Annotated in this window: 17 protein-coding genes, 4 tRNA genes, 3 rRNA genes and 1 riboswitch; of the genes, 20 read left to right on the top strand and 4 right to left on the bottom strand. The window is 44.7% G+C overall.

Features of this window, described 5'->3' with window-relative positions; genetic code table 11:
- Position 1: 1 nt before the first annotated feature.
- Positions 2 to 2173, bottom strand: a complete 2172-nt coding sequence (fadB, locus tag FIV01_RS14460) for a fatty acid oxidation complex subunit alpha FadB (protein ID WP_152431593.1) — start codon at positions 2171 to 2173, stop codon at positions 2 to 4.
- Between the two features lie 240 nt (positions 2174 to 2413).
- Between fadB and FIV01_RS14455 the strand changes: the two genes are divergently transcribed.
- From FIV01_RS14455 to thiH, 18 genes are all read left to right on the top strand, one after another.
- Entirely contained in the window at positions 2414 to 3040 is a 627-nt protein-coding gene (locus tag FIV01_RS14455) for a YigZ family protein (protein WP_152431592.1), read from the top strand.
- Between the two features lie 42 nt (positions 3041 to 3082).
- On the top strand, positions 3083 to 4540 hold the full coding sequence (locus tag FIV01_RS14450) for a TrkH family potassium uptake protein (RefSeq protein ID WP_152431591.1): 1458 nt from the start codon (positions 3083 to 3085) through the stop codon (positions 4538 to 4540).
- 9 nt (positions 4541 to 4549) lie between these two features.
- The gene (gene hemG / locus FIV01_RS14445; RefSeq protein WP_152431590.1) at positions 4550 to 5077 is read left to right on the top strand and encodes a menaquinone-dependent protoporphyrinogen IX dehydrogenase; all 528 of its coding nucleotides are present in this window, start codon (positions 4550 to 4552) and stop codon (positions 5075 to 5077) included.
- A gap of 539 nt (positions 5078 to 5616) precedes the next feature.
- A 16S ribosomal RNA gene (locus FIV01_RS14440) occupies positions 5617 to 7168 on the top strand.
- A 64-nt stretch (positions 7169 to 7232) separates the two neighbouring features.
- Positions 7233 to 7309: transfer RNA gene (locus FIV01_RS14435), tRNA-Ile, on the top strand.
- Positions 7310 to 7350: 41 nt separating this feature from the next.
- Positions 7351 to 7426 (top strand) — tRNA-Ala (locus tag FIV01_RS14430).
- Between the two features lie 303 nt (positions 7427 to 7729).
- A 23S ribosomal RNA gene (locus tag FIV01_RS14425) occupies positions 7730 to 10619 on the top strand.
- A gap of 103 nt (positions 10620 to 10722) precedes the next feature.
- Positions 10723 to 10838 (top strand): 5S ribosomal RNA (gene rrf, locus FIV01_RS14420).
- The 16S, 23S and 5S rRNA genes sit together here with 4 tRNA genes alongside, the layout of an rRNA operon.
- Before the next feature lie 30 nt (positions 10839 to 10868).
- Positions 10869 to 10945, top strand: a tRNA-Asp gene (locus FIV01_RS14415).
- Positions 10946 to 10990: 45 nt separating this feature from the next.
- Positions 10991 to 11067, top strand: a tRNA-Trp gene (locus FIV01_RS14410).
- A 625-nt stretch (positions 11068 to 11692) separates the two neighbouring features.
- Positions 11693 to 13075 (top strand): multicopper oxidase family protein, encoded by a 1383-nt coding sequence (locus FIV01_RS14405; protein ID WP_152431589.1) that lies wholly within the window; start codon positions 11693 to 11695, stop codon positions 13073 to 13075.
- A gap of 108 nt (positions 13076 to 13183) precedes the next feature.
- Positions 13184 to 13567 (top strand): fluoride efflux transporter CrcB, encoded by a 384-nt coding sequence (gene crcB, locus FIV01_RS14400; RefSeq protein ID WP_152431588.1) that lies wholly within the window; start codon positions 13184 to 13186, stop codon positions 13565 to 13567.
- A gap of 69 nt (positions 13568 to 13636) precedes the next feature.
- Positions 13637 to 13735: riboswitch (TPP riboswitch) on the top strand.
- 167 nt (positions 13736 to 13902) lie between these two features.
- Positions 13903 to 15843, top strand: a complete 1941-nt coding sequence (gene thiC / locus FIV01_RS14395) for a phosphomethylpyrimidine synthase ThiC (RefSeq protein ID WP_152431587.1) — start codon at positions 13903 to 13905, stop codon at positions 15841 to 15843.
- On the top strand, positions 15843 to 17216 hold the full coding sequence (locus FIV01_RS14390) for a thiamine phosphate synthase (RefSeq protein WP_152431586.1): 1374 nt from the start codon (positions 15843 to 15845) through the stop codon (positions 17214 to 17216). Before thiC ends, FIV01_RS14390 begins: the two co-directional genes overlap by 1 nt.
- Entirely contained in the window at positions 17206 to 17961 is a 756-nt protein-coding gene (locus FIV01_RS14385; protein ID WP_152431585.1) for a HesA/MoeB/ThiF family protein, read from the top strand. Before FIV01_RS14390 ends, FIV01_RS14385 begins: the two co-directional genes overlap by 11 nt.
- A 74-nt stretch (positions 17962 to 18035) precedes the next feature.
- Complete coding sequence (gene thiS, locus FIV01_RS14380) at positions 18036 to 18290, top strand: sulfur carrier protein ThiS (protein WP_172971839.1); 255 nt, start codon at positions 18036 to 18038, stop codon at positions 18288 to 18290.
- A gap of 5 nt (positions 18291 to 18295) precedes the next feature.
- The gene (locus FIV01_RS14375) at positions 18296 to 19069 is read left to right on the top strand and encodes a thiazole synthase (protein WP_152431583.1); all 774 of its coding nucleotides are present in this window, start codon (positions 18296 to 18298) and stop codon (positions 19067 to 19069) included.
- A 12-nt stretch (positions 19070 to 19081) separates the two neighbouring features.
- Positions 19082 to 20224 carry a 2-iminoacetate synthase ThiH gene (thiH, locus tag FIV01_RS14370; protein ID WP_152431582.1) on the top strand — a complete coding sequence of 381 codons (1143 nt, stop codon included), beginning with the start codon at positions 19082 to 19084 and terminating at the stop codon, positions 20222 to 20224.
- Positions 20225 to 20324: 100 nt separating this feature from the next.
- Here thiH and FIV01_RS14365 read toward each other — a convergent pair whose 3' ends face one another.
- Both FIV01_RS14365 and FIV01_RS14360 read right to left on the bottom strand, forming a co-directional pair.
- Entirely contained in the window at positions 20325 to 22112 is a 1788-nt protein-coding gene (locus FIV01_RS14365; RefSeq protein ID WP_152431581.1) for an aminopeptidase P family protein, read from the bottom strand.
- Between the two features lie 96 nt (positions 22113 to 22208).
- Positions 22209 to 23150, bottom strand: coding sequence for a LysR family transcriptional regulator (locus tag FIV01_RS14360; RefSeq protein ID WP_114787642.1), 942 nt, complete (start codon positions 23148 to 23150; stop codon positions 22209 to 22211).
- Positions 23151 to 23292: 142 nt separating this feature from the next.
- Between FIV01_RS14360 and FIV01_RS14355 the strand changes: the two genes are divergently transcribed.
- Both FIV01_RS14355 and tsrA read left to right on the top strand, forming a co-directional pair.
- Positions 23293 to 24453: a multidrug effflux MFS transporter gene (locus FIV01_RS14355; RefSeq protein ID WP_415846758.1), complete on the top strand. Its 1161-nt coding sequence runs from the start codon at positions 23293 to 23295 to the stop codon at positions 24451 to 24453.
- Between the two features lie 83 nt (positions 24454 to 24536).
- Complete coding sequence (gene tsrA, locus FIV01_RS14350; RefSeq protein WP_152431579.1) at positions 24537 to 24821, top strand: H-NS-like global regulator TsrA; 285 nt, start codon at positions 24537 to 24539, stop codon at positions 24819 to 24821.
- A gap of 28 nt (positions 24822 to 24849) precedes the next feature.
- On the opposite strand, the gene asnC is transcribed toward tsrA, so the two are convergent.
- Positions 24850 to 25314, bottom strand: coding sequence for a transcriptional regulator AsnC (asnC, locus tag FIV01_RS14345; RefSeq protein WP_152431578.1), 465 nt, complete (start codon positions 25312 to 25314; stop codon positions 24850 to 24852).
- Positions 25315 to 25358: the final 44 nt, after the last annotated feature.

The raw sequence follows: 25358 nt of genomic DNA, 5'->3' as shown, positions 1-25358 counted from the left end.
CTTAGATAGAACCTTGTTGCTGATTGCCATAAAAGGTTTCACCTTTAGCTGCCATATCTATTAGTAGCTGTGGTACTTGGTACATAGCGCCTAAATCTGAGTGCTGTTTTGCCATTGCTACAAACTCCGCTATGCCAATACTGTCAAGGTAGCGGAATACGCCGCCACGGAATGGAGGGAAACCTAATCCGTACACCAGAGCCATATCTGCTTCTTGAGGAGAGGCGATAATATTTTCTTCTAGGCATAGGACAACTTCATTGATCATTGGAATCATCATGCGTTGAATGATCTCTTGAACGTCAAAGTCTTTTTTCTCCGCGCACACATCTGAGAGAACGGGTAGAATATCCTCGCTAAAGGTTTTTTTCGGCTTACCACGTTTATCAACGCTATAGCTGTAGAATCCATGGCCATTTTTCTGACCATACTTGTTGGCCTCAAATAAGGCATCTATCGCATCGCGATATGACTTGCCCATACGTTGTGGGAAGCCTTCTGCCATCACTGCTTGTGCGTGGTGAGCAGTATCAATACCTACTACATCAAGCAAATACGCAGGGCCCATTGGCCAGCCAAACTTACGCTCCATCACTTTGTCAATCTGGGTGAAGTCTGCTCCATCGCGCAGTAGCATGCTAAAACCACCAAAGTAAGGAAACAGCACACGGTTAACGAAGAACCCTGGGCAATCATTGACTACGATTGGGGATTTGCCCATTTTAGCCGCGTAGGCCACAACGCGATTGATGGTTTCTTCTGAGGTGTGTTCACCGCGAATAATTTCAACCAATGGCATTCTATGAACAGGGTTAAAGAAATGCATGCCACAGAAATTCTCAGGGCGTTTTAGCGATTTTGCGAGATGATTAATTGGTATGGTTGACGTATTCGATGTGATGACAGTATCTGGGTTGACTTGTTGTTCTACATCACTAAGAACGCTAGCCTTGATTTTTGGATTCTCAACCACGGCTTCGACAATAATATCTGACTCGTCAATACCTGCATAGTGTAGGCTAGGCGTGATGGAAGCTAAAATACCCGCCATCTTAAATCCATCAATTCGACCACGAGAAAGCCTCTTATTGAGCAGCTTTGAGGCTTCAGTCATACCAAGCTCAAGCGATGCTTGTGCTATATCTTTCATTAAGACAGGTACACCTTTTAAAGCCGATTGGTAGGCGATGCCACCTCCCATGATCCCCGCGCCTAACACAGCAGCGCGTTTGGTTTCTTTGCTTGCTGACTTTTCTGCTTTCTTGGCAATGCCCTTAATGTATTGGTCATTGAGAAACAGTCCGACAAGAGATTTGGCTTCTTCTGACTTGGCAAGCTCAACGAAGTATTTGCGTTCAATATCAAGCGCATCATCTCGATCGCTTTGTGCCGCTTGTTCAATCGCAACGACCGCTTTCATTGGAGCGGGATAGTGTGGGCCTGCTTTTTGAGCAACAAGTCCTTTAGCCATGGTAAAGCTCATCATAGACTCGAGTTTGCTAAGCGTAAGCGCTGATGTTTTTTGCTTGCGACGTTGCTGCCAATCTACCTTTTCGTTAATTGCTTGCGATATGGTCGCTAGAGCAGATTCAAATAGAGACTCGCTTTCTACAACTGCATCTATTAAACCAATCTTTAGGGCTTCATCGGCTCGACATGCTGTGCCTTGGGTGATGATTTCCATGGCGCTGTCTGCGCCGATCAGTCGAGGAAGACGAACACAGCCACCAAAACCTGGCATTATGCCAAGTTTTGTCTCTGGTAACCCTATGCTTGTTGTTTTGTCACCTATTCTAAAATCGGTAGCAAGTACACACTCACATCCACCACCAAGAGCGTGCCCTTTCAATACCGAAAGGGTTGGCACTGGCAAATCTTCCAGTTTGTTAAAGATACTATTTGCAAACTGAAGCCATTTATCCAGTTCTGCTTCTGGCTTGGCAAACAACCCCATAAATTCAGTAATATCGGCACCAACTATAAAGGCATCTTTATTTGAGGTAAGTAATAGGCCTTTTAGTCCATTATGGCTGTATAGTGCATCAAGGGCTTTGTTGAGTGATTCGAGGGTCGCTAGGTCTAGTTTATTGACGGAGTTTGGAGAGCAAAAATTTAGCTCAGCGATGCCGTCTTGTAATTCCTTTACCTGTAGGGTTTCGGCTTGGTAAATCATTATCTATCTCCATGACATACAATCTTGAGATTGCGCGTATGTCGGTCTTAAGCCGACATTGATAAATGTCGTACAGTCGTTCTGGTTAGACCAGTTTGTTAAGTTTGGACTTAGAGAAAATGAAATTCAATACATTTTTTAAACAAGTGTTTAACACTGTGCGCTGTAACTGATCTTTTTGACGCTCTTGAGGGATTGGCATGATAGACTCAAATGTCAGATATTTATAGCAATAGAGCCATGAATCAAAAGCCATTTCTTATCCCTGAAGAGTTAATTCTTTATCGAGAGGAAATAAAGAAAAGTGTATTTATTACTCAGTTAAATCACACGCCATCGGTTGCAGAGGCTAAGGCCTTTATCGAAGAAGTAAAAAGCCAGCATCCAGCAGCTAGACATAATTGCTGGGGTTTTGTTGCGGGTCGTCCGGAAGATTCAATGAAATGGGGTTTTAGTGATGATGGAGAACCCACTGGTACAGCAGGAAAGCCCATTCTGGCGCAGCTTTCAGGATCTGGGGTTGGTGAGATTACCGCTGTAGTGACTCGATACTCTGGAGGGGTAAAGCTTGGAACTGGAGGCTTAGTTCGAGCTTATGGTGGCGGAGTGCAGCAAGCACTTAAGTTGCTTCAAACAATTGAGAAAAAAATAACCACAAAGCTACTACTAGAGTTAGACTATGGTTTTGTTGCTATTGTTCAAGGTTTACTCATTCAATTTGATGCGCAAGAAGTCGAGGCTGACTATAGTCAACAAGTGAAAATGGTTGTCAACATTGAAGTGCGTCATGTCAGTGATTTCACCCAGAGCGTAATTAATAAGAGCGGTGCCAAAGTGATGGTGACCCCTATAAATGGTAAACAATGATAATCAGGAAGTCGGAAGCTTTGCTTCGGTAATCATCAATTCATGCAATTTCGTTCAATTATCCGAATTGTCGGGCTTTTGCTCGCTCTTTTTAGTGTGTCTATGTTGGCCCCTGCACTTGTCGCTTTGATCTATCGCGATGGTGCTGGTGTTTCCTTTGTGACAACTTTCTTTTTCCTATTCATTTGTGGGGCGATATGCTGGTGGCCAAACCGACGTCACAAACATGAACTTAAAGCGCGAGATGGCTTTCTGATAGTCGTTCTTTTCTGGACGGTTATTGGTAGCGCAGGTTCGATTCCTTTTTTACTGGCTGACAACCCCAATGTGTCAGTGACCGATGCCTTTTTTGAATCTTTCTCCGCTTTAACGACTACTGGGGCGACCGTCATAGTCGGTCTTGATGAGCTACCCAAAGCAATTTTGTTTTACCGCCAATTTTTACAATGGTTTGGAGGGATGGGAATTATAGTTTTAGCCGTCGCTATTCTTCCTGTACTCGGAATTGGAGGGATGCAGCTCTATCGTGCTGAAATCCCCGGACCAGTCAAAGACAGCAAAATGACACCACGTATTGCTGAAACGGCCAAGGCACTATGGTATATCTATTTAAGTCTGACTATTGCTTGTGCATTTGCATTTTGGTTAGCTGGGATGACACCTTTTGATGCGATTGGGCATAGCTTTTCTACCATAGCTATTGGCGGCTTCTCTACTCATGATACCAGCATAGGCTACTTTGATAGTTATGCTATTAATATGATTACCGTGGTTTTTTTGCTTATATCTGCGTGTAATTACTCTCTGCATTTTGCCGCTTTCGCCTCAGGTGGAGTACATCCGAAATATTACTGGAAGGATCCTGAATTTCGAGCGTTTATTTTTACTCAAACCTTGCTCTTTTTGGTGTGCTTTCTGGTTTTGCTTAATCACCATTCTTACAATTCTGTTTACGATGCATTTGATCAGGCCTTATTTCAAACCGTTTCTATTTCGACTACCGCTGGTTTTACTACAACGGGCTTTGCGGATTGGCCGCTGTTTTTGCCTGTGTTACTGCTGTTTTCTTCGTTTATTGGTGGGTGCGCAGGGTCAACAGGTGGAGGAATGAAGGTCATTCGTGTGTTACTGCTGACATTGCAAGGAGCTCGAGAGTTGAAACGCCTTGTCCACCCCCGTGCCGTTTATACGATTAAGGTTGGCGGTACCGCACTCTCTCAGCGAGTTGTTGATGCGGTTTGGGGATTCTTCTCAGCGTACGCTTTAGTTTTTGTCGTGTGTATGCTTGGTTTAATTGCTACCGGTATGGATGAGCTGAGTGCTTTTTCTGCCGTTGCAGCAACATTAAATAACTTGGGGCCCGGTCTGGGAGAAGTAGCGCTTCATTTTGGCGATGTGAACGAGAAAGCTAAATGGGTACTGATTGTTTCCATGCTATTTGGACGATTAGAAATTTTTACGTTATTGATTCTGCTAACCCCAACTTTTTGGCGTAGCTAAGGAGCCTGTGTGTCTAAAGCGTTATTTCTACATTCATCCCGTGAAGGACAAACAAAAAAAATCCTCTCTTATATAGAGGATAGTTTATCTAACCTCGAGGTCGAAATATCCGATTTACATACTGTTGAACAGGTTGATTTTTCAAAGTATGACAAAGTTTTGATTGGTGCTTCCATTCGCTATGGTCACCTCAATAAAAAGCTTTATCAGTTTATTGAGCATCATAAAGACCAATTAGATGCTGCTAAGGTGGGCTTTTTTTGTGTAAATTTAACGGCGAGAAAAGAAAGCCAGGGGAAGGACACTCCCGAAGGTAGTGCTTATATACAGAAGTTTTTAAGTAAGTCTCCATGGCAACCTACTTTAATAGGTGTGTTTGCTGGTGCGTTATATTATCCACGTTATAAATTTTTCGATAAAATGATGATTAAACTAATAATGAGCCTGACTGGTGGAGAGACAGATACGAGTAAAGAAGTCGAATACACCAACTGGGAAAAAGTATCTTTGTTTGCCCAAAATTTTAATGAACTGTAGAAAATAGAGTCAGATTTAGGCGTTTGAGTCTGTTTTTTAGCCTAAAAGTAAAAAATACTGAAAAATATCGAAAAGTACTTGTCATCGAGAATGTAATCTCTATAATTCCCCTCCGCTGACAGGGAAAGGCCTGGTTAAATAAGTCAAGCTCATAAAATGCTCAGCATACTAGGCTTTTAGAAACAAGCATAAATGCTCAAAAATAAGTTAAAAAAAGTGGTTGACACTTAACTTTAGAACGCTAAAATAGCCGACTCTTCCTTAGGGACTAAAAAGAACTAAAGAAGAACGCTCTTTAACAAACTAAACCTATCAATCTGTGTGGGCACTCGTTGATGATAATCCAAATAGTTTCTTTAGAAACAATTTAGGTTTCAATGATACGAAGTGACCATTCGAATTGGGAAGCAGCCTTGAGCTGTTTTGTTTTACTTTTTCAAAAGTGAACACCAATAAGAGCACAGTCAATTCAAACATTACGTTATGTAATGTTCAGTATTCATTGAGCCTCCCCTATTTATTTAGGGAATCAAAACTTTAAATTGAAGAGTTTGATCATGGCTCAGATTGAACGCTGGCGGCAGGCCTAACACATGCAAGTCGAGCGGAAACGAGTTATCTGACCCTTCGGGTGACGATAACGGCGTCGAGCGGCGGACGGGTGAGTAATGCCTGGGAAATTGCCCTGATGTGGGGGATAACCATTGGAAACGATGGCTAATACCGCATAATAGCTTCGGCTCAAAGAGGGGGACCTTCGGGCCTCTCGCGTCAGGATATGCCCAGGTGGGATTAGCTAGTTGGTGAGGTAAGGGCTCACCAAGGCGACGATCCCTAGCTGGTCTGAGAGGATGATCAGCCACACTGGAACTGAGACACGGTCCAGACTCCTACGGGAGGCAGCAGTGGGGAATATTGCACAATGGGCGCAAGCCTGATGCAGCCATGCCGCGTGTATGAAGAAGGCCTTCGGGTTGTAAAGTACTTTCAGCAGTGAGGAAGGTGGGTATGTTAATAGCATACTCATTTGACGTTAGCTGCAGAAGAAGCACCGGCTAACTCCGTGCCAGCAGCCGCGGTAATACGGAGGGTGCGAGCGTTAATCGGAATTACTGGGCGTAAAGCGCATGCAGGTGGATGATTAAGTCAGATGTGAAAGCCCGGGGCTCAACCTCGGAATAGCATTTGAAACTGGTCATCTAGAGTACTGTAGAGGGGGGTAGAATTTCAGGTGTAGCGGTGAAATGCGTAGAGATCTGAAGGAATACCGGTGGCGAAGGCGGCCCCCTGGACAGATACTGACACTCAGATGCGAAAGCGTGGGGAGCAAACAGGATTAGATACCCTGGTAGTCCACGCCGTAAACGATGTCTACTTGGAGGTTGTGGCCTTGAGCCGTGGCTTTCGGAGCTAACGCGTTAAGTAGACCGCCTGGGGAGTACGGTCGCAAGATTAAAACTCAAATGAATTGACGGGGGCCCGCACAAGCGGTGGAGCATGTGGTTTAATTCGATGCAACGCGAAGAACCTTACCTACTCTTGACATCCATAGAACTTTCCAGAGATGGATTGGTGCCTTCGGGAACTATGAGACAGGTGCTGCATGGCTGTCGTCAGCTCGTGTTGTGAAATGTTGGGTTAAGTCCCGCAACGAGCGCAACCCTTATCCTTGTTTGCCAGCACTTCGGGTGGGAACTCCAGGGAGACTGCCGGTGATAAACCGGAGGAAGGTGGGGACGACGTCAAGTCATCATGGCCCTTACGAGTAGGGCTACACACGTGCTACAATGGCGCATACAGAGGGCGGCCAACTTGCGAAAGTGAGCGAATCCCAAAAAGTGCGTCGTAGTCCGGATTGGAGTCTGCAACTCGACTCCATGAAGTCGGAATCGCTAGTAATCGTGGATCAGAATGCCACGGTGAATACGTTCCCGGGCCTTGTACACACCGCCCGTCACACCATGGGAGTGGGCTGCAAAAGAAGTGGGTAGTTTAACCTTCGGGGGGACGCTCACCACTTTGTGGTTCATGACTGGGGTGAAGTCGTAACAAGGTAGCGCTAGGGGAACCTGGCGCTGGATCACCTCCTTATACGATGATTATTAAGACAAGTGTCCACACAGATTGATGGTTTAGAAGTTTTAGAGACGATACTGGGTCTGTAGCTCAGGTGGTTAGAGCGTTCGCCTGATAAGCGAGAGGTCGGTGGTTCAAGTCCACTCAGACCCACCAATCTTATTCCCAATAAGACGTGGCATACAGTATCACCTGATGGGGCTATAGCTCAGCTGGGAGAGCGCCTGCCTTGCACGCAGGAGGTCAGCAGTTCGATCCTGCTTAGCTCCACCATCTTTAAGCGCATTTCTTTTGAAATAGAAAGTCTTAAGTGTTCTTAAACATGGTTCTTTAATGAATCTGCTCTTTAACAATTTGGAAAGCTGACAAAACAATCTTGATTCTTTGTGAATAAGATTGTTTGTAAAGTTCTCAATGTTTATCGAAAGATAAACACCAATAAACACATTCAAGTGTTCTTGGAAACAACACCTTAGTGTGTTGTTTATATTTGAGTCCGGCAAAATCGAGTCTGCATCATGTTTAAATAATTGCAGACACTTTGGTTGTTTAATCTAAGACCCTTTGGGGTTGTATGGTTAAGTGACTAAGCGTACACGGTGGATGCCTTGGCAGTCAGAGGCGATGAAGGACGTATTAACTTGCGATAAGCCCAGATTAGGTAGTAAAAACCATTTGAGTCTGGGATTTCCGAATGGGGAAACCCAACTGCATAAGCAGTTACTGTTAACTGAATTCATAGGTTAACAGAGCGAACCGGGGGAACTGAAACATCTAAGTACCCCGAGGAAAAGAAATCAACCGAGATTCCGAAAGTAGCGGCGAGCGAAATTGGATTAGCCCTTAAGCTTTACACGCGTTAGACGAACGGTCTGGAAAGTCCGACGATACAGGGTGATAGTCCCGTAGTTGACGACGCGTGTTCAGTGAAATCGAGTAGGGCGGGACACGTGATATCCTGTCTGAATATGGGGGGACCATCCTCCAAGGCTAAATACTACTGACTGACCGATAGTGAACCAGTACCGTGAGGGAAAGGCGAAAAGAACCCCTGTGAGGGGAGTGAAATAGAACCTGAAACCGTGTACGTACAAGCAGTAGGAGCAGGCTTGTCCTGTGACTGCGTACCTTTTGTATAATGGGTCAGCGACTTATATTCAGTAGCAAGGTTAACCATCTAGGGGAGCCGTAGAGAAATCGAGTCTTAACTGGGCGTCGAGTTGCTGGATATAGACCCGAAACCAGGTGATCTAGCCATGGGCAGGTTGAAGGTTGAGTAACATCAACTGGAGGACCGAACCGACTAATGTTGAAAAATTAGCGGATGACTTGTGGCTAGGGGTGAAAGGCCAATCAAACCTGGAGATAGCTGGTTCTCCCCGAAATCTATTTAGGTAGAGCCTCGGACGAATACTACTGGGGGTAGAGCACTGTTAAGGCTAGGGGGTCATCCCGACTTACCAACCCTTTGCAAACTCCGAATACCAGTAAGTACTATCCGGGAGACACACGGCGGGTGCTAACGTCCGTCGTGGAGAGGGAAACAACCCAGACCGCCAGCTAAGGTCCCAAATTACAGCTAAGTGGGAAACGATGTGGGAAGGCTTAGACAGCTAGGATGTTGGCTTAGAAGCAGCCATCATTTAAAGAAAGCGTAATAGCTCACTAGTCGAGTCGGCCTGCGCGGAAGATGTAACGGGGCTAAGCTGTAAACCGAAGCTGCGGCAATACGATTTATCGTATTGGGTAGGGGAGCGTTCTGTAAGCCGTTGAAGGTGTGTTGTAAAGCATGCTGGAGGTATCAGAAGTGCGAATGCTGACATGAGTAACGATAAAGGGGGTGAAAAACCCCCTCGCCGGAAGACCAAGGGTTCCTGTCCAACGTTAATCGGGGCAGGGTAAGTCGACCCCTAAGGCGAGGCCGAAAGGCGTAGTCGATGGGAAACGGGTTAATATTCCCGTACTTCTTACAATTGCGATGGGGGGACGGAGAAGGCTAGGTGGGCCTGGCGACGGTCGTCCAGGTTCAAGTGCGTAGGCTTGAGAGTTAGGTAAATCCGGCTCTCTACAAGGCTGAGACACGATGTCGAGCTACTACGGTAGTGAAGTCATTGATGCCATGCTTCCAGGAAAAGCCTCTAAGCTTCAGATTGTAAGGAATCGTACCCCAAACCGACACAGGTGGTCGGGTAGAGAATACCAAGGCGCTTGAGAGAACTCGGGTGAAGGAACTAGGCAAAATGGTACCGTAACTTCGGGAGAAGGTACGCTCTTGTCGGTGAAGTCCCTCGCGGATGGAGCTAATGAGAGTCGCAGATACCAGGTGGCTGCAACTGTTTATTAAAAACACAGCACTGTGCAAAATCGTAAGATGACGTATACGGTGTGACGCCTGCCCGGTGCCGGAAGGTTAATTGATGGGGTTAGACGTAAGTCGACGCTCTTGATCGAAGCCCCGGTAAACGGCGGCCGTAACTATAACGGTCCTAAGGTAGCGAAATTCCTTGTCGGGTAAGTTCCGACCTGCACGAATGGCGTAATGATGGCCACGCTGTCTCCACCCGAGACTCAGTGAAATTGAAATCGCTGTGAAGATGCAGTGTACCCGCGGCTAGACGGAAAGACCCCGTGAACCTTTACTACAGCTTGGCACTGAACATTGAGCCTACATGTGTAGGATAGGTGGGAGGCTTTGAAGTGTGCACGCCAGTGTGCATGGAGCCATCCTTGAAATACCACCCTTGTATGTTTGATGTTCTAACTTAGACCCATTATCTGGGTTGAGGACAGTGCCTGGTGGGTAGTTTGACTGGGGCGGTCTCCTCCCAAAGAGTAACGGAGGAGCACGAAGGTGGGCTAATCACGGTTGGACATCGTGAGGTTAGTGCAATGGCATAAGCCCGCTTGACTGCGAGAATGACAATTCGAGCAGGTGCGAAAGCAGGTCATAGTGATCCGGTGGTTCTGTATGGAAGGGCCATCGCTCAACGGATAAAAGGTACTCCGGGGATAACAGGCTGATACCGCCCAAGAGTTCATATCGACGGCGGTGTTTGGCACCTCGATGTCGGCTCATCACATCCTGGGGCTGAAGTCGGTCCCAAGGGTATGGCTGTTCGCCATTTAAAGTGGTACGCGAGCTGGGTTTAGAACGTCGTGAGACAGTTCGGTCCCTATCTGCCGTGGGCGTTGGAAGATTGAAGGGGGCTGCTCCTAGTACGAGAGGACCGGAGTGGACGAACCTCTGGTGTTCGGGTTGTGTCGCCAGACGCATTGCCCGGTAGCTAAGTTCGGAATCGATAACCGCTGAAAGCATCTAAGCGGGAAGCGAGCCCTAAGATGAGTCTTCCCTGACCCCTTGAGGGTCCTAAAGGGTTGTTCGAGACTAGAACGTTGATAGGCAGGGTGTGTAAGCGTTGTGAGGCGTTGAGCTAACCTGTACTAATTGCCCGTGAGGCTTAACCATACAACACCCAAAGGGTTTTGATGGACTCAACTAGAACATTGAATGTGTTAAGAACAAAAACAGCTTTCCAAGTTATTCTCTAGAGATAGAGAGAAAGAATTTGCTTGGCGACCATAGCGTTGTGGACCCACCTGACTCCATGCCGAACTCAGTAGTGAAACGCAATAGCGCCGATGGTAGTGTGGGGCTTCCCCATGCGAGAGTAGGACATCGCCAGGCTTTATATTTAGACTTAGGTCTAACCAGTGCGGAGCGGTAGTTCAGTTGGTTAGAATACCGGCCTGTCACGCCGGGGGTCGCGGGTTCGAGTCCCGTCCGCTCCGCCACTTATTTAGAAACCTCGCTAATGCGAGGTTTTTTCAGATATCCACAGGGGTGTAGCTCCAATTGGCAGAGCAGCGGATTCCAAATCCGCGTGTTGGGAGTTCGAATCTCTCCACCCCTGCCATATTTAAGGCTCTAGTCTAAAGACTGGAGCCTTTTTACTTTGTAGCTCTCAAGCAGCGGATTCAGCTTATACCCAAAGAATACGCGTGTTGGGAGTTCGAATCTCTCCACCCCTGCCATATTTAAGGCTCTAGTCTAAAGACTGAAGCCTTTTTACTTTGTAGCTCTAAAGCAGCGGATTCAGCTTATACCCAAAGAATACGCGTGTTGGGAGTTCGAATCTCTCCACCCCTGCCATATTTAAGGCTCTAGTCTAAAGACTGGAGCCTTTTTACTTTGTAGCTCTAAAGCAGCGGATTCAGCTTATACCCAAAGAATACGCGTGTTGGGAGTTCGAATCTCTCCACCCCTGCCATATTTAAGGCTCTAGTCTAAAGACTGAAGCCTTTTTACTTTGTAGCTCTCAAGCAGCGGATTCAGCTTATACCCAAAGAATGGGCGTGTTGGAGCTTAGAATCTCTCCACTCCTGTAACATATAGAAGATCTAGTTGTAAAACAGCAGGCTTTTCTCGACTCAACTTTTTATGCTTCATGGATGGTCGATGATTTTTGTTATACATCGATGAGAAGTATTCTTATTTATCTGTTACATTTATCGCCCTGTTGAATTCATATTCTATTATCTATGAGTATCTCTCGTCGCCAATTTGTAAAATCTGGTCTAGCACTTTCCGCACTCAGTGTTCTTCCAGCTTGTAGTTTAACTCGAACTTCCACTAATCCAGATGAATGGATATACGATCTTACGGCAGAGCCGGCTTCAGTGGAGCTTGTTCCCGGTTATACGACCAATGTGCTAGGTTTCAATGGCGAGATACCTGCTCCGACTATTCGGTGTCGTCAGGGGCAAGAGGTAACGATTCGGTTTACGAATAAACTTGATGAGCCTACAACCATTCATTGGCATGGGTTGCGAATACCTATAGAAATGGATGGTGTCCCATTTCTTAGTCAGCCCCCTATTATGCCCGGTGAAACCTTTGTATATAAATTTACCCCGCCAGATGCAGGCACATTTTGGTATCACCCTCATATGAACAGCGTTAAGCAATTAGGCATGGGCTTGGTTGGCTTGATCATTGTCGAAGAGTCAGTTCCTGTTCGGTTTGACCAAGAATACGACCTGATGCTCAAACATTGGCACCTTGATAAACAGGGGCAGTGGAAAGATCTCATGATCCCTCGCCTAAGTGCAAGAATGGGCACGCCGGGTGAATGGAGTAGTGTCAATGGCGTTCATGAACCGGTTTATCAGTTAAAAGAAAACGCAGCGACACGAATACGTATAGCTAATGTGGACAATACCTTGACCTACCCAATCGCTATTGAAGGTGCTCAAGCATGGGTCATAGCGATAGACGGTAATCCAATAGAATTCCCCTATGAGCTTTCTCAGCATAAAATTGGCCCAGGTATGAGACTTGACCTTGCTTTAATTGCTCCTAAGCAAGGAGAGCGTGTTTATGTGCGTTATATGAAGGGGCGATTCCCTTTCCCATTATGTGAGTTTGATATTGTTCATTCAGATCTGCCAGATCAGCGGTCCATTCCAAAGTTGCTCCTTAACCCTGTTCCCGATCTGGACCTTGATAATGCTCAAAAACTTGATTTTGTATTCGAATGGGAGGGGGCAGTATCACCAGTTGGCAAAAATGGTAAGTCGATGCCTAAGTTCTGGTTAACCAATAAACGAGCATGGGAGGGGATGTCAAAAGATAATATACCTGAGCCTCTTGCTTCACTTGAACTGGGTAAAACATACATTTTCTATCTAAAGAATGTTACTCAATACCATCATCCAATCCACTTGCATGGGCATACATTCACAGTATTGGAGCTGAATGGCAAAAAAGTAGAAGCCCCTTTTCATACCGACACAGTGTTGCTTGGTAAGAATGGGACGGCTAAAGCGGCATTTGTTGCCGACAATCCCGGCCGCTGGATGTATCATTGCCATGTGATTGAGCATATGAAAACGGGCTTAATGGGTTATATTGAAGTAAAGTGACTCCTGTAACTTTTTAAATCTCATGTTATTTTGCAGTGATATTACTCGATAATTTGTTACTATTGTTCGTTAACTATCCAAAGGTAACAGGTATTCTCTGGGGGGATAATGGTACAGCTTTCGATTCTTGGGTTTATTGCACTAGGTGGGGCTTTGGGGGCATGTTCTCGTTATCTTGTGACTGAGGTTTTTGTTGCCTTACTTGGACGAGGTTTTCCGTACGGAACCTTGACGGTTAATGTGATTGGCTCTTTTGTTATGGGGCTTCTCATTGCTGCATTTGAAAATGAAATGTTAGCCAGTGAACCATGGCGCCAAATTATCGGCTTGGGGTTTCTTGGAGCTTTGACCACATTCTCGACTTTTTCCATGGATAATGTTTTGCTGATGCAGCAGGGCGAGTTTTTTAAAATGGGCCTCAATATATTAGCGAATGTTATTTTGAGTATTTCTGCTGCTTGGGTGGGCTTTCAATTGATCGCCAAGCTCTAGTGACTGTCAATATTTCGCTAATTACTGTTTAACTTGGCTTGGTTTAACCAAGTCTCTTCTATATACTTTGTTTACTTGTCGGAGTGCCATAAGGCTGAGACCGTTTATTCGGGATCCGTTGAACCTGATCAGATTAGTATCTGCGAAGGGAACAAGAGAAGATATCTATACCAGCTTCAGTTCTGGTTTATCTATCAACTTGTCGAACACAGCTGTATCGTTATTGTTACTTGAAGTAACCCTATTTGGCTCTCGTTTGACACCTCTTGTCGCATCTTTCCGCCAAGCATTTTTATGACTTTTTATCTAAGAATAACAAAGCAAGGAAAAATGCTATGTCGAATCGCAAACAAGCTCGACTGGAAGCAAAACAGTTTATAGACACGCTTTCAGCTGCACCATATCCTAATTCTAGTAAAGTCTATGTTGAAGGCTCTCGGCCCGATATCCGTGTTCCCATGCGTCAAATTAAACTTTCAGATAGTTTGATTGGTGGAAGTAAAGAGAGCCCCGTTTTTGAGCCCAATGAAGCTGTTAGAGTCTATGACACTTCTGGACCATATACAGATCCTGACTACGACATCGACCTTTATAATGGTCTACCTAAGCTCAGAGAGAGGTGGATCATAGAGCGCAGCGATACTGAGCTACTAGACGATGTAAGTTCAGTCTATTCCAAGCAGCGGTTAGCGGATGAAACACTTGATGATCTTAGGTATGGGAATCTTCCTCGTGTTCGTCGAGCAAAGAAAGGTCAATGCGTTACTCAACTCCATTATGCTCGCAAGGGTATCGTAACGCCAGAGATGGAATATATTGCACTGCGCGAGAATATGGGGCGTGCAGTCTATCGAGACAAGACTTTAAACCAACAGCATCCGGGTGAAAGCTTTGGCGCTCATTTACCCAAGGATATTACCCCTGAGTTCGTGCGTCAGGAGGTAGCACAGGGCCGCGCAATTATACCTTCCAACATAAACCATCCCGAGTCTGAGCCTATGATCATTGGCCGTAACTTTCTTGTCAAAGTGAACGCTAACATTGGTAATTCATCGGTTACGTCGTCAATTGAAGAGGAAGTTGAAAAGCTGGTTTGGTCAACTCGCTGGGGAGGCGATACGGTTATGGATCTTTCCACTGGTCGCAATATTCATGAAACGCGAGAGTGGATTTTACGTAATAGCCCGGTGCCAATAGGCACGGTTCCTATGTATCAGGCGCTAGAAAAGGTCAATGGTGTTGCTGAAAGCCTGAACTGGGAAGTTATGCGTGACACCCTGATAGAGCAAGCAGAGCAGGGCGTTGATTACTTTACCATCCATGCAGGCCTTCTTTTGCGTTATGTCCCTATGACGGCTAAACGCGTGACTGGAATCGTTTCTCGTGGAGGGTCGATTATTGCCAAATGGTGCTTGGCGCATCATGAAGAAAGCTTTCTTTACACACATTTTAGAGAGATTTGCGAAATTTGTGCGCAGTATGATGTTGCCCTTTCCCTCGGTGATGGATTAAGACCAGGATCGGTTGCTGATGCTAATGATGAAGCTCAATTTGCTGAGCTGAGGACTCTTGGTGAGCTCACCAAGATAGCTTGGGAATACGATGTACAAGTCATCATAGAGGGGCCAGGACATGTACCTATGCACATGATTAAAGAGAATATGGAAGAGCAATTACATCATTGCCATGAAGCACCTTTCTATACTCTTGGACCATTGACTACCGATATTGCACCAGGCTATGACCACATTACATCGGGTATAGGGGCGGCGATGATTGGTTGGTACGGATGCGCCATGCTTTGTTATGTCACACCTAAAGAGCATCTAGGTTTACCTAATAAAGAAGACGTCAAAACTGGACTGATTACCTACAAAATAGCTGCACATGCGGCAGATTTAGCTAAGGGGCATCCCGGAGCGCAAGTTCGAGATAATGCCTTGTCCAAAGCACGCTTTGAGTTTCGCTGGGAAGACCAATTTAACTTAGCTCTAGACCCAGATACTGCTCGTTCTTTTCATGACGAAACACTACCTCAAGAGTCAGGTAAAGTGGCGCACTTCTGCTCTATGTGTGGTCCTAAGTTTTGCTCGATGAAAATTTCCCAAGAGGTTCGAGAATACGCCAAAGACAAACAGCAGGTCGCTGCAGACCAAGCTATTAGCATACAAATGCTGGATGATCCGCTGGAAGGGATGCGTAAAAAGTCACAGGAGTTTCTAGCGACAGGGTCTGAACTTTACCATCCAGCGGCTCATGCTGAGGCCAATGAATAATGACAAAAATCCTTATTCCCAAGCCACTGATTGAGCTTACAGGTCTTATTCAACAGTATTTATTGAGCGCGAAAAAGCAAGGGTTTGCTATTAATGAGATAGAGTTGGGAGTGAGTTCTACTTCATCATTTAAAGTGATTAAAGAACATCAGGTGACTAATTTTAATACGGATATTATTGATGACGCTCTAGAGGTGACTGAAAACACTCATTATGTCTACTATCGTTCCAAGCTATCCGCTCTAGATTACAACCGTTACTCTCCTAGCTCTTTCTATATAGGTATTGATGATATAGAAAAAAACACAGAAAATCATATGGATATATGGTTTAGCCCTGCAACAGGTGAAACTCATGCGTTATCTTGTGGTCGCAAATGTGATAGTGATAATTTTAAGCCAAAGGAACATTTTTGTTGGTTAGTTACGCTCTTCGCATTGGAGTTTTCTATGGAGGACTCGTTGGTTTTGGCTCGAGCTATGACCAATAGAAAAGATAATGTTCCACGTGAAACATATGGAGATAACGACTTAAATCCTAGTTTACTCAGTTGGCCGAATAGCATTTCTGAGTTTCCCACACCTGTTCAGAACGATTCACGCTTGTGTATTAGATCGGCTCGGTCATCAAATACGCCTGATACACCATTTGCATCTATTGCGAAAGATGGCTTAGGCATATACCCGATTGTCAGCAGCAGCGAATGGGTGAAAAAGTTACTAGAGTTAGGCGTAAAAACAATTCAGTTACGCTTGAAGGGCTTAAGTCCAATTGAGTTGGAGAGTGAAATTGTTAGATCAATTGAGCTTGGATGCCGATATGGCGGCCAAGTTTTTATCAATGATTACTGGGAACTCGCGATTCAACATGGTGCTTTTGGCGTTCACCTAGGCCAAGAAGATTTAGAAAAATCAAACTTGTTACGTATTAAGCAGGCCAATCTTAGACTGGGTATATCAACTCATGGTTATTATGAGCTTTTACGTGGTTTGAGTCTTTGTCCTAGTTATATTGCCATAGGACCTATTTTTCATACCAACTCCAAGAAGTTAGTGTCCAAACCACAAGGGTTGGCACGTTTAGCATTATACCAACAGCTAATCGACAGTATTGGCTCTTGCAATATATCAAGCGGTCGCCTTAAAGCAAGCCCTTGTCCTACGGTAGCAATCGGTGGCATTAATCAAGCGAATGTTGAGCAGGTCTTGCAATGTGGTGTATCCAGTATTGCCTTGATAGGCGCTATTTCTGCTTCAGATAACTTAGAGACTACCGTTAGCTTTTTTACTGATCTACTCCAGAGCTATGTTGACAAAAGCAAGGGCCAAAAACCACTTTCTATAAAAGAATCTCGGAGGGCTTATGTTAACTGATGATGAGTTTAACCGTTATCAGCGGCAAGTCACTCTTCCAGAGATAAGTGAACAGGGACAAGTCAAGTTAAGTCAGTCACATGTGCTTATGATTGGTTGCGGCGGTCTGGGTAGTGCCGCGAGTTTATATTTAGCAGCATCAGGTGTGGGTAAGCTGATTATTATTGATGACGATGATGTTGAGCTTAGCAACCTCCATCGACAGGTTGTTTATCGCGATAAAGACATCTCTTCATCTAAAACTCAGGCGATGACGAGTCAGTTGCTAGCTTTAAACCCAGACGTAAAGATACGCAGTTTGGATAAAAGACTGAGCAAATCTCAACTTGAGCTAGAGGTAATGTTAGCTGACATCGTATTAGATTGCTCAGATAACATGCCTACTCGGCAGATGATTAACCAAGTTTGTTTAGAGCAGAATACAGATTTGATCTCTGCTGCTGCCATTGGTTGGCTAGGACAGTTCTGTGCTTTTGACTTTAGTTCGAAGAGGGAAAGTAGTGCTTGTTATCGTTGCCTATACCCATTTGATGAAGTGGATCAGGCACGCAAATGCACTGAGCTTGGTGTGATTGGGCCGGTTGTTGGGATTTTAGGAAACTATCAAGCACTTGCCGCCATTCAAAAGCTTGCAACTGGTCGGTTTCACTTCAAGGTCCCTATGCTGCATAGGTTCGATGGGCTGCAAATGCAATGGCAGTACTTATCGATAACGAAAGATAAACAGTGCAAAGTCTGTAGTTAAAGTTGGATTGAAACCCGAACTACATGGGATGCCTGAAGCATAAACTTTATCAAACATTCAAGGACAGGAAGGCAGTGACAACTTCTGAACAAAAAGTAGTTCATCGTTCACAAGCGAACCATGATCTAATAACTATCGTAATTAACGATATTTCAAAACAGGTGGCTAAAGACTCAAACCTCGAACAGATAGTAAATCAGTTAGGTTTGTCTGAGAACGGCTACGTATTCTCGATTAATAATCACGTGGTCCCCGGTAGTGAGTGGACTGAGACTCTACTGGTAGAAGGGGATCGCATTTGTTTGTTTCAAGCGATTGCGGGAGGGTGAGTGAGATGTTAACAATTGGAAAGAGACAGTTTAAATCGAGATTGATTACTGGCACTGGAAAATTCTCTAACAGTAGATTGATGGTCGAGGCAATTACTGCTGCTGGTTCTGAGCTCGCCACTATGGCGCTTAAGCGGGTTAACATAAACGACAGCAAAGACGACATTATTGAGCCGCTTTTAGAAAAAGGCATAGGATTATTGCCAAACACTTCTGGTGCGAAGAACGCTGAAGATGCCGTTTTTGCGGCGAACTTAGCCCGAGAGGCACTAAAGACCAACTGGGTAAAACTGGAAATTCATCCTGACCCCAAATATCTATTGCCTGATCCTATCGAGACACTCAAAGCTGCAGAGAGGCTTGTGAATCTTGGCTTTGTCGTATTGCCTTATTGCCACGCAGATCCAGTATTATGTAAACGGTTGGAAGAAGTCGGCTGCTCAGCTGTAATGCCTCTTGGTTCACCCATAGGGTCAAACCAAGGCTTAGTCACTAAGGATTTTTTGGAAATCATTATCGAACAAGCTAAGGTACCGGTTATTGTTGATGCAGGAATAGGTGCACCTTCTCATGCTGCGCAAGTGATGGAGATGGGTGCGGACGCTGTAATTGTCAATACGGCGATTGCAGCTTCTAGGGACCCTGTTATTATGGGAGAGGCATTTAAACTGGCGGTGAATGCTGGCCGTATAGCATATGAGGCAGGTTTAGCGAGTCAAGGTTCTCATGCGGTTTCGTCAAGTCCATTAACTTCATTTCTTGATGAAATCCAGCAATAAATGGAGGGGCTGATGAGTTTCAGTAAAGAGTTTAATCACTTTGTTTGGGACGATATTTCAATGTCGATTTATGCCAAAACCGCAAAGGATGTTGAAGCGGCGCTTAACAAAGAAAGGCTCGACTTAGAGGACTTTAAGGCACTTGTTTCACCAGCAGCAGAGCCATATCTCGAAATGATGGCTCAAAAATCGTATGCTGTTACCCGTAAGCGTTTTGGTAATACCATATCCTTATTCATTCCTTTGTATCTGTCTAACTTATGTGCCAATGACTGTACTTATTGTGGCTTCTCAATGCAGAACCGCATAAAACGCCGTACTTTAAGTAAAGGCGAAGTTATGGCTGAAGTTAGAGCGATTAAACGTATGAAGTTTGATAGCATACTCTTGGTGACCGGAGAGCATGAGTCAAAAGTAGGAATGGATTACTTTCGCGAGATGGTGCCAGTTATAAAACGCAGCTTCAACTATCTTGCAATGGAAGTTCAACCTCTTAAACAGCAACAATATGTTGAATTGAAAGCACTTGGCTTGGATGCGGTGATGGTTTATCAAGAGACGTATAAGCCTTCCACTTACGCACAACACCACTTGCGCGGCAACAAGACTGATTTTGAGTTTCGGCTGGACACGCCAGACCGTCTCGCTAGAGCGGGCATCGATAAAATTGGACTGGGTGCACTAATTGGTTTAGAAGAGTGGCGAACCGACTGCTTTTTTGTTGCCGCACATCTAGATTATTTAGAGCGCAATTATTGGCAAACTCGCTACTCAATATCATTTCCACGACTGCGTCCGTGCGAGGGATCAAACTCGTCGAATTATGTCCAGCCTAAGTCTGTGATGACAGATAAACAATTGGTGCAGCTTATATGTGCCTATCGTTTGTTTAACCCTCAGGTTGAACTTTCAATGTCAACTCGTGAATCTGCAACATTCAGAGACAACGTACTCCCCTTGGGAGTGACCACTATCTCTGCAGCGTCGAAAACTCAGCCTGGTGGCTATTCATTCGAGCAGGAAGAGCTGGAACAGTTTGAAATTAGTGATGGAAGAAGTGCAATGGAAGTGGAAAGTGCAATCATAGCTAGAGGGTTTGAGCCTGTGTGGCGAGATTGGCATTCCGCTTATTCGGGAGTTCGCCAAGTGCAATAAATGTTTCACGTGAAACATTATTGTTGATAGAGTTATGGTTTAAATCATAAAAAGCTCCTTAGTTGGAGCTTTTTATCTATGGATTATTTAGCGGCCTAGCTTATCGAATGACATTATCCGTTGCTTGGCGCAGCCACTCTTTTACATCACCTTCAACATGTTGGCTGACATCGTGCCACACCTTTTGGTGGTACTCGTTCAGCCAGTCTAACTCGGTGTCCGTCAACATATCAAAATTGATATTACGCTTGTCGATAGGACAGCGAGTTAGAGATTCAAAGCCAAGCACAGAAAAGTCGCCGTTGGTTTTTGATTCGACGACAAGCTCGAGGTTTTCAATTCGAATTCCAAATGCGTCAGCTCGGTAATACCCAGGCTCATTGGAGAGCACCATGCCAGTAGTTAGTGGAACGTCAATTTGTCGTTTGGAAATACTTGCTGGTCCCTCATGAACATTTAGGAAATGTCCGACACCATGGCCGGTACCATGATCGTAATCATAACCCTCTGCCCAAAGGTGCTGACGAGCGAGAGTGTCAATCTGATAGCCGCGAGTACTTTTGGGAAATTTCGCACGGGCAACATTAATATGGCCTTTAAGGACTAAAGTAAATTGCTTGATCATTTCGTCGCTGGGTTGACCAATGGCGATTGTGCGGGTGATATCCGTTGTGCCATCAATGTATTGACCTCCAGAATCAACAAGATAAAGAGAGTCCATCTCAAGTTGTCCAGGCGTGGGCTGATTTTCATGATTGTAGTGACACATGGCTGCATTCGGTCCAGCCGCAGAAATAGTATCAAAACTCAAGTCCTGTATTGTCGGATCTTGATAACGGAATGACTCAAGTTTATCTGCTAGTGTTGCTTCATTATGTAGATGCCCCGAGCTTACTTGCTCATCTAACCAAGACAAAAACTTGGCCATGGCTACACCATCGCGTATGTGACACGCCCTCATGCCCGCAACCTCTGTTGCGTTTTTTGCGGCTTTTGGCATTAGACATGGGTCTGCACAATGAACAATATTCGCACCTGTATTTTGTAACACTAGTTTGAACCAAGCATTGCTGGTAGCTGGATCCAAAATAACCTGCTTGCTAGTTAGAGCTTCTATTCTAGATTGAAGTGATTCTGGGTGGTGGATAGTGACATTCGGGCCGACATGAGAATGAAAGTCCTGTGGTAAGCGAGTTGGATCAAGAAAATATTCAAGACTTGAGTCAGCATGTAAGATCACATGGGAAAGTAGCACGGGTAAGCGAGAGACATCAAGCCCACGAATGTTAAGCAGCCAGCATATGGAGTCGAGAGCGGTAATGACAACGCTGTCCGCTCCCTGTTTTTTGATAAGTTCTGCGATTTGTAGACGTTTGCTTTCGCAGGTTTGACCAACAGCGTCCGCTGGCATTAGGCGCACAGTAGAAATAATAGGCTCTGGACGATCGTGCCAAAGTTCATCAATAGGGTTGGTGTCTAATATTTTTAGCTCTAGAGTATCTGCGAGTTGCTCTTGCGCCATACCTAACCAAGAGGCGCTATGCATTCTTGGATCAATGGCTAAACGAGAGCCTTTGGGTAGATGAGATTTAACCCACTCAAGTGCTGGTTCTTCAACTAGGTGTCGATACTCAAAGTGGTCGGCAGACACTTGCTTAGTCACTTGTACAGTATAACGACCGTCGACAAAAATGGCTGCTTGGTCTTTTGTGATGACAGCGGCACCAGCAGAGCCAGTAAAACCAGTTAGCCAGTGCAAGCGTTCGTTATGCGCGGGTACATATTCACCTAAATATTCGTCTTCATGCGGTACAAGCAGTGCGTCGATATCTTTGTCTTTTAGCCACTGACGTATTGCAGTTAGGCGTTGCTCAGTAGTCTTAAGCATTTATCGTAATCCTTCATTTGTTGTGCGTCCTTGCTGACTAAGCGACTGACAGCGGACGATATGGATAAGCTACTCTTTTTATCGTGAGCCTGCAAATCATCTAAGAGAAGTGGTTTTCTCTTCAATAATTTGTCGAAGCCATGAGATAGCAGGATCTTTTTCTCTATCTCTGTGCCAAAACATGGTGTAAGCCATAGGAGGAAACTCAAGCGGCAAGGGAAGGGTTGTCAAACCAAGCTGCCGCGATGAGAGTTTGATGAAATGACTTGGGGCCGTGAAAATAAAATCGGTATAAGAACAGAGGATTGCCGCACTATTGAAGTCGGGAACTGTGATAGCAATGTCTCGCTCTTTGCCGATATCTGCGAGGCGATAGTCAAGTAACCAGCGATCGTTGCCATCACACCTTACCTGAACGTGTCTTTGCGATAAATAGCTATCGAGATCCCAAGGTTTAGACAGGGCTGGGTGATTTTGACGCAACAAGCACATTTGGTTATCGCGGTAAATTTCTTTTTCACAAATATCGCTAGGTGGCAGCATAGTCAGTTTGGCATCATTAATGTCGATGTCTTTACCAGTAATACCTAAATCCATATCACCACGTAAGATTTGATTAAACGTATTCTCTGTCCATCCATGGGTACTAATAGTAACACTAGGTGCACGTTTGAAAATCTCGGGAAGAAAGTGGGGAAGTATCAGAGGGTAGACACTCTCCACCGCAGAGATTTGGAAGCGATAGTCGCTAGAGTCAGGTGAAAACTCTTCTGGTTGAGTGATTTGTTCTAAGTGATTAATTAAATTATCGAGCTTTGGTTTCAAAAACAAAATTTTAGGTGTTGGCTTTAGTCCGTGGGCATGGCGCACGAAAAGTGGATCTCCAAATTGAGTTCTGAGTTTTGCCAGGTTTTTGCTCACTGCAGATTGGCTCAAACATAGGCGATGAGCAGCTCGGGTTACATTCAGCTCTTCAGCGAGCACATTAAGGCAAACAAGAAGGTTGAGATCGATGCGTGCCAGCTTTTCTATATTCATAGGAAATTCCTTTTTGGAATATCTTGGATGACTATGCGTCATTGGATGTAATAACTCGATTCAAATACACTGTCAATAATTTCATCAACGCCTGCCAGAGTCAGAATCTATGTCAAATGCTGCCGCAAATAATGGTAACCAAATGCAAATTGTTCTTTTGGTGTTATTGGTGCTTTTTAGCCCACTAGCTATTGATATTTATTTGCCAGCACTGCCGCAGATGGCTGAGTCTTTCAGTGTCAAGCATGCTTTGATTCAAGATACAATTACATGGTTCTTGTTTGCTATGGGGCTTGGTCAACTATTTGCCGGTCCTTTAGCAGACAAACTAGGGCGTCGAACTGTTGCATTGGGAGGAGTAAGTATCTACGCATTGAGCGCCTTATTGGCGTGGGGAGCTCAGACGATAGAGTGGATGCTATTGGCTCGACTGCTACAAGGCTTGGGTGCATGTGCTACATCGGTAGCAGCCTTTGCAACAGTTCGCGATATCTTTGGACCAAACAAAAGCGGTAAAGTCATCAGTTACCTAAATGGTGCGATTTGTTTTATTCCTGCTTTGGCGCCCATTCTCGGCAGTTGGCTGACGCAAGAGTTTGGATGGCGAACAAACTTTTCATTTATGGTTTTATTTGGTGTGCTTGTATATTTAGTCTTGGCTGTAGCTATGAAGGAGACAAATCCTAAACCAAGTTGCGAGCCTGTTTTTCGAGCCAGTCGCTATATGGCAGTATTAAATACGCCGTCCTTTTTGTTTCATGCCTGCTTGTGTATGTTTTCAATGGCTGTGATATTAGCCTATGTTACCTCTGCTCCAGTCGTTTTAATTGAAGGCTTAGGGCTTAGTATGAATAATTTTACGCTCTGGTTTGGTATTAATGCTGTGGTAAATATTGCCGCTTGTTTAAGCGCGCCTAAATTTATGGACAAATATGGTACCTATAATGCGCTGGTTACTGGGATTTTGATACTAGGTATAGGCGGAATACTGATGCTATTTTTAGCGCAATACCAAACCCCATTGGCCTTTATGCTGCCTATTTTCTTATCTTCCGCCAGTTTCGCTTTTATCCTCGGTGGTGCGGCTGGTAAAGCTTTGGCACCGTTTGGAGATAAAGCAGGTACGGCAGCTGCATTGTTAGGGCTATTTCAAATGAGTGGTTCCGGCCTAGTTGTTGCCCTAATGCAGAGGCTAGATATGCAACCTCATGTGATGATCGCTCTGCAAATGTTTATTGTGGTGCCAAGTGTTTTTATTTTGTTGAGTAAAACGGGTAGAAAATGGCATGCAACCTTGGCTTAACTTGATCTAATTGCTTTGAACAACCAAAAAAACATTGTATATTTAAACTTCACTTCTAATAACAATGTGGACACTTAACTTCGATGTCGATGACAACTTATGAAATGGCTCGTGTGCTGGAGCAACTAGAAGATTCTCCAGAAAAAGTCATGTTTGGTAAATTACTCAATGAATTAGGCAATCAAAGCGGTGAGCGCATCCGTAGCGCTGCTAAACAAGTTCCTTTGCATATGTTGCGCGATATTATCTTCCAGTTTCAACAAGTCATTGAAGATAGAAAAGGTGAAGAAGTTGCCTCCATCGCAAAATCTATTGCCGAGCAAGGCATTTCAGTTGATGAATTAAAGAAATATTTAGAATCTAATTAATTTATTGCCCACAGCAAACGGGCAATTATTATGGATTTACGTTCCTGTTTATTGGGTTTTGCAGCGAGATCAATGTTTCCGTTGACTGAACTTCGTCAATTGCCTGTAACTTGTCAATGAGTACAAACTGCAACTCCTCGATAGATCGGCACATCAACTTAACAAAAATATTGTAGGCTCCTGTGGTGTAGTAAGCCTCAACCACCTCCTCTAATGCGTTTAATTTTTCTAAGGCGGAATGATAATCACGAGCTGCGTTTAAGTTGATACCGATAAAGCAGCAAACATCGTAGCCGAGCTTTTTAGTATCCACGATAACCTCTGTGCCTTGTATCACCTCAGCCGCTTTCATTTTTTCAATTCGAACATGAATGGTGGCCGGGCTGACACCAAATTGCTTAGCCATTTCCGCATAGGGTGTTCTGGCATCCTCCATTAAAGTTTTTAAAATAGTTCTATCTAAATCATCCATCTTAGTGCTATGAGCTTGCATTAGGTTCTCAACTTAATATTGGTCTCTAGTTCAAATTATCACCA

Origin of the sequence: Vibrio aquimaris (assembly GCF_009363415.1) — a bacterium.
GTDB lineage: Bacteria > Pseudomonadota > Gammaproteobacteria > Enterobacterales > Vibrionaceae > Vibrio > Vibrio aquimaris.
Note: the sequence above shows the minus strand (reverse complement) of the source record. Positions and strands in the feature narration are given on the sequence as shown.

Excerpts from the sequence above, each read along its gene's own strand:
- fadB (WP_152431593.1), bottom strand. The coding sequence starts at position 2,173 with ATGATTTACCAAGCCGAAACCCTACAGGTAAAGGAATTACAAGACGGC.
- FIV01_RS14455 (WP_152431592.1), top strand. The coding sequence starts at position 2,414 with ATGAATCAAAAGCCATTTCTTATCCCTGAAGAGTTAATTCTTTATCGA.
- FIV01_RS14450 (WP_152431591.1), top strand. The coding sequence starts at position 3,083 with ATGCAATTTCGTTCAATTATCCGAATTGTCGGGCTTTTGCTCGCTCTT.
- FIV01_RS14405 (WP_152431589.1), top strand. The coding sequence starts at position 11,693 with ATGAGTATCTCTCGTCGCCAATTTGTAAAATCTGGTCTAGCACTTTCC.
- crcB (WP_152431588.1), top strand. The coding sequence starts at position 13,184 with ATGGTACAGCTTTCGATTCTTGGGTTTATTGCACTAGGTGGGGCTTTG.
- thiC (WP_152431587.1), top strand. The coding sequence starts at position 13,903 with ATGTCGAATCGCAAACAAGCTCGACTGGAAGCAAAACAGTTTATAGAC.
- FIV01_RS14390 (WP_152431586.1), top strand. The coding sequence starts at position 15,843 with ATGACAAAAATCCTTATTCCCAAGCCACTGATTGAGCTTACAGGTCTT.
- FIV01_RS14385 (WP_152431585.1), top strand. The coding sequence starts at position 17,206 with ATGTTAACTGATGATGAGTTTAACCGTTATCAGCGGCAAGTCACTCTT.
- FIV01_RS14375 (WP_152431583.1), top strand. The coding sequence starts at position 18,296 with ATGTTAACAATTGGAAAGAGACAGTTTAAATCGAGATTGATTACTGGC.
- thiH (WP_152431582.1), top strand. The coding sequence starts at position 19,082 with ATGAGTTTCAGTAAAGAGTTTAATCACTTTGTTTGGGACGATATTTCA.
- FIV01_RS14365 (WP_152431581.1), bottom strand. The coding sequence starts at position 22,112 with ATGCTTAAGACTACTGAGCAACGCCTAACTGCAATACGTCAGTGGCTA.
- FIV01_RS14360 (WP_114787642.1), bottom strand. The coding sequence starts at position 23,150 with ATGAATATAGAAAAGCTGGCACGCATCGATCTCAACCTTCTTGTTTGC.
- FIV01_RS14355 (WP_415846758.1), top strand. The coding sequence starts at position 23,293 with ATGCAAATTGTTCTTTTGGTGTTATTGGTGCTTTTTAGCCCACTAGCT.
- tsrA (WP_152431579.1), top strand. The coding sequence starts at position 24,537 with ATGTCGATGACAACTTATGAAATGGCTCGTGTGCTGGAGCAACTAGAA.
- asnC (WP_152431578.1), bottom strand. The coding sequence starts at position 25,314 with ATGCAAGCTCATAGCACTAAGATGGATGATTTAGATAGAACTATTTTA.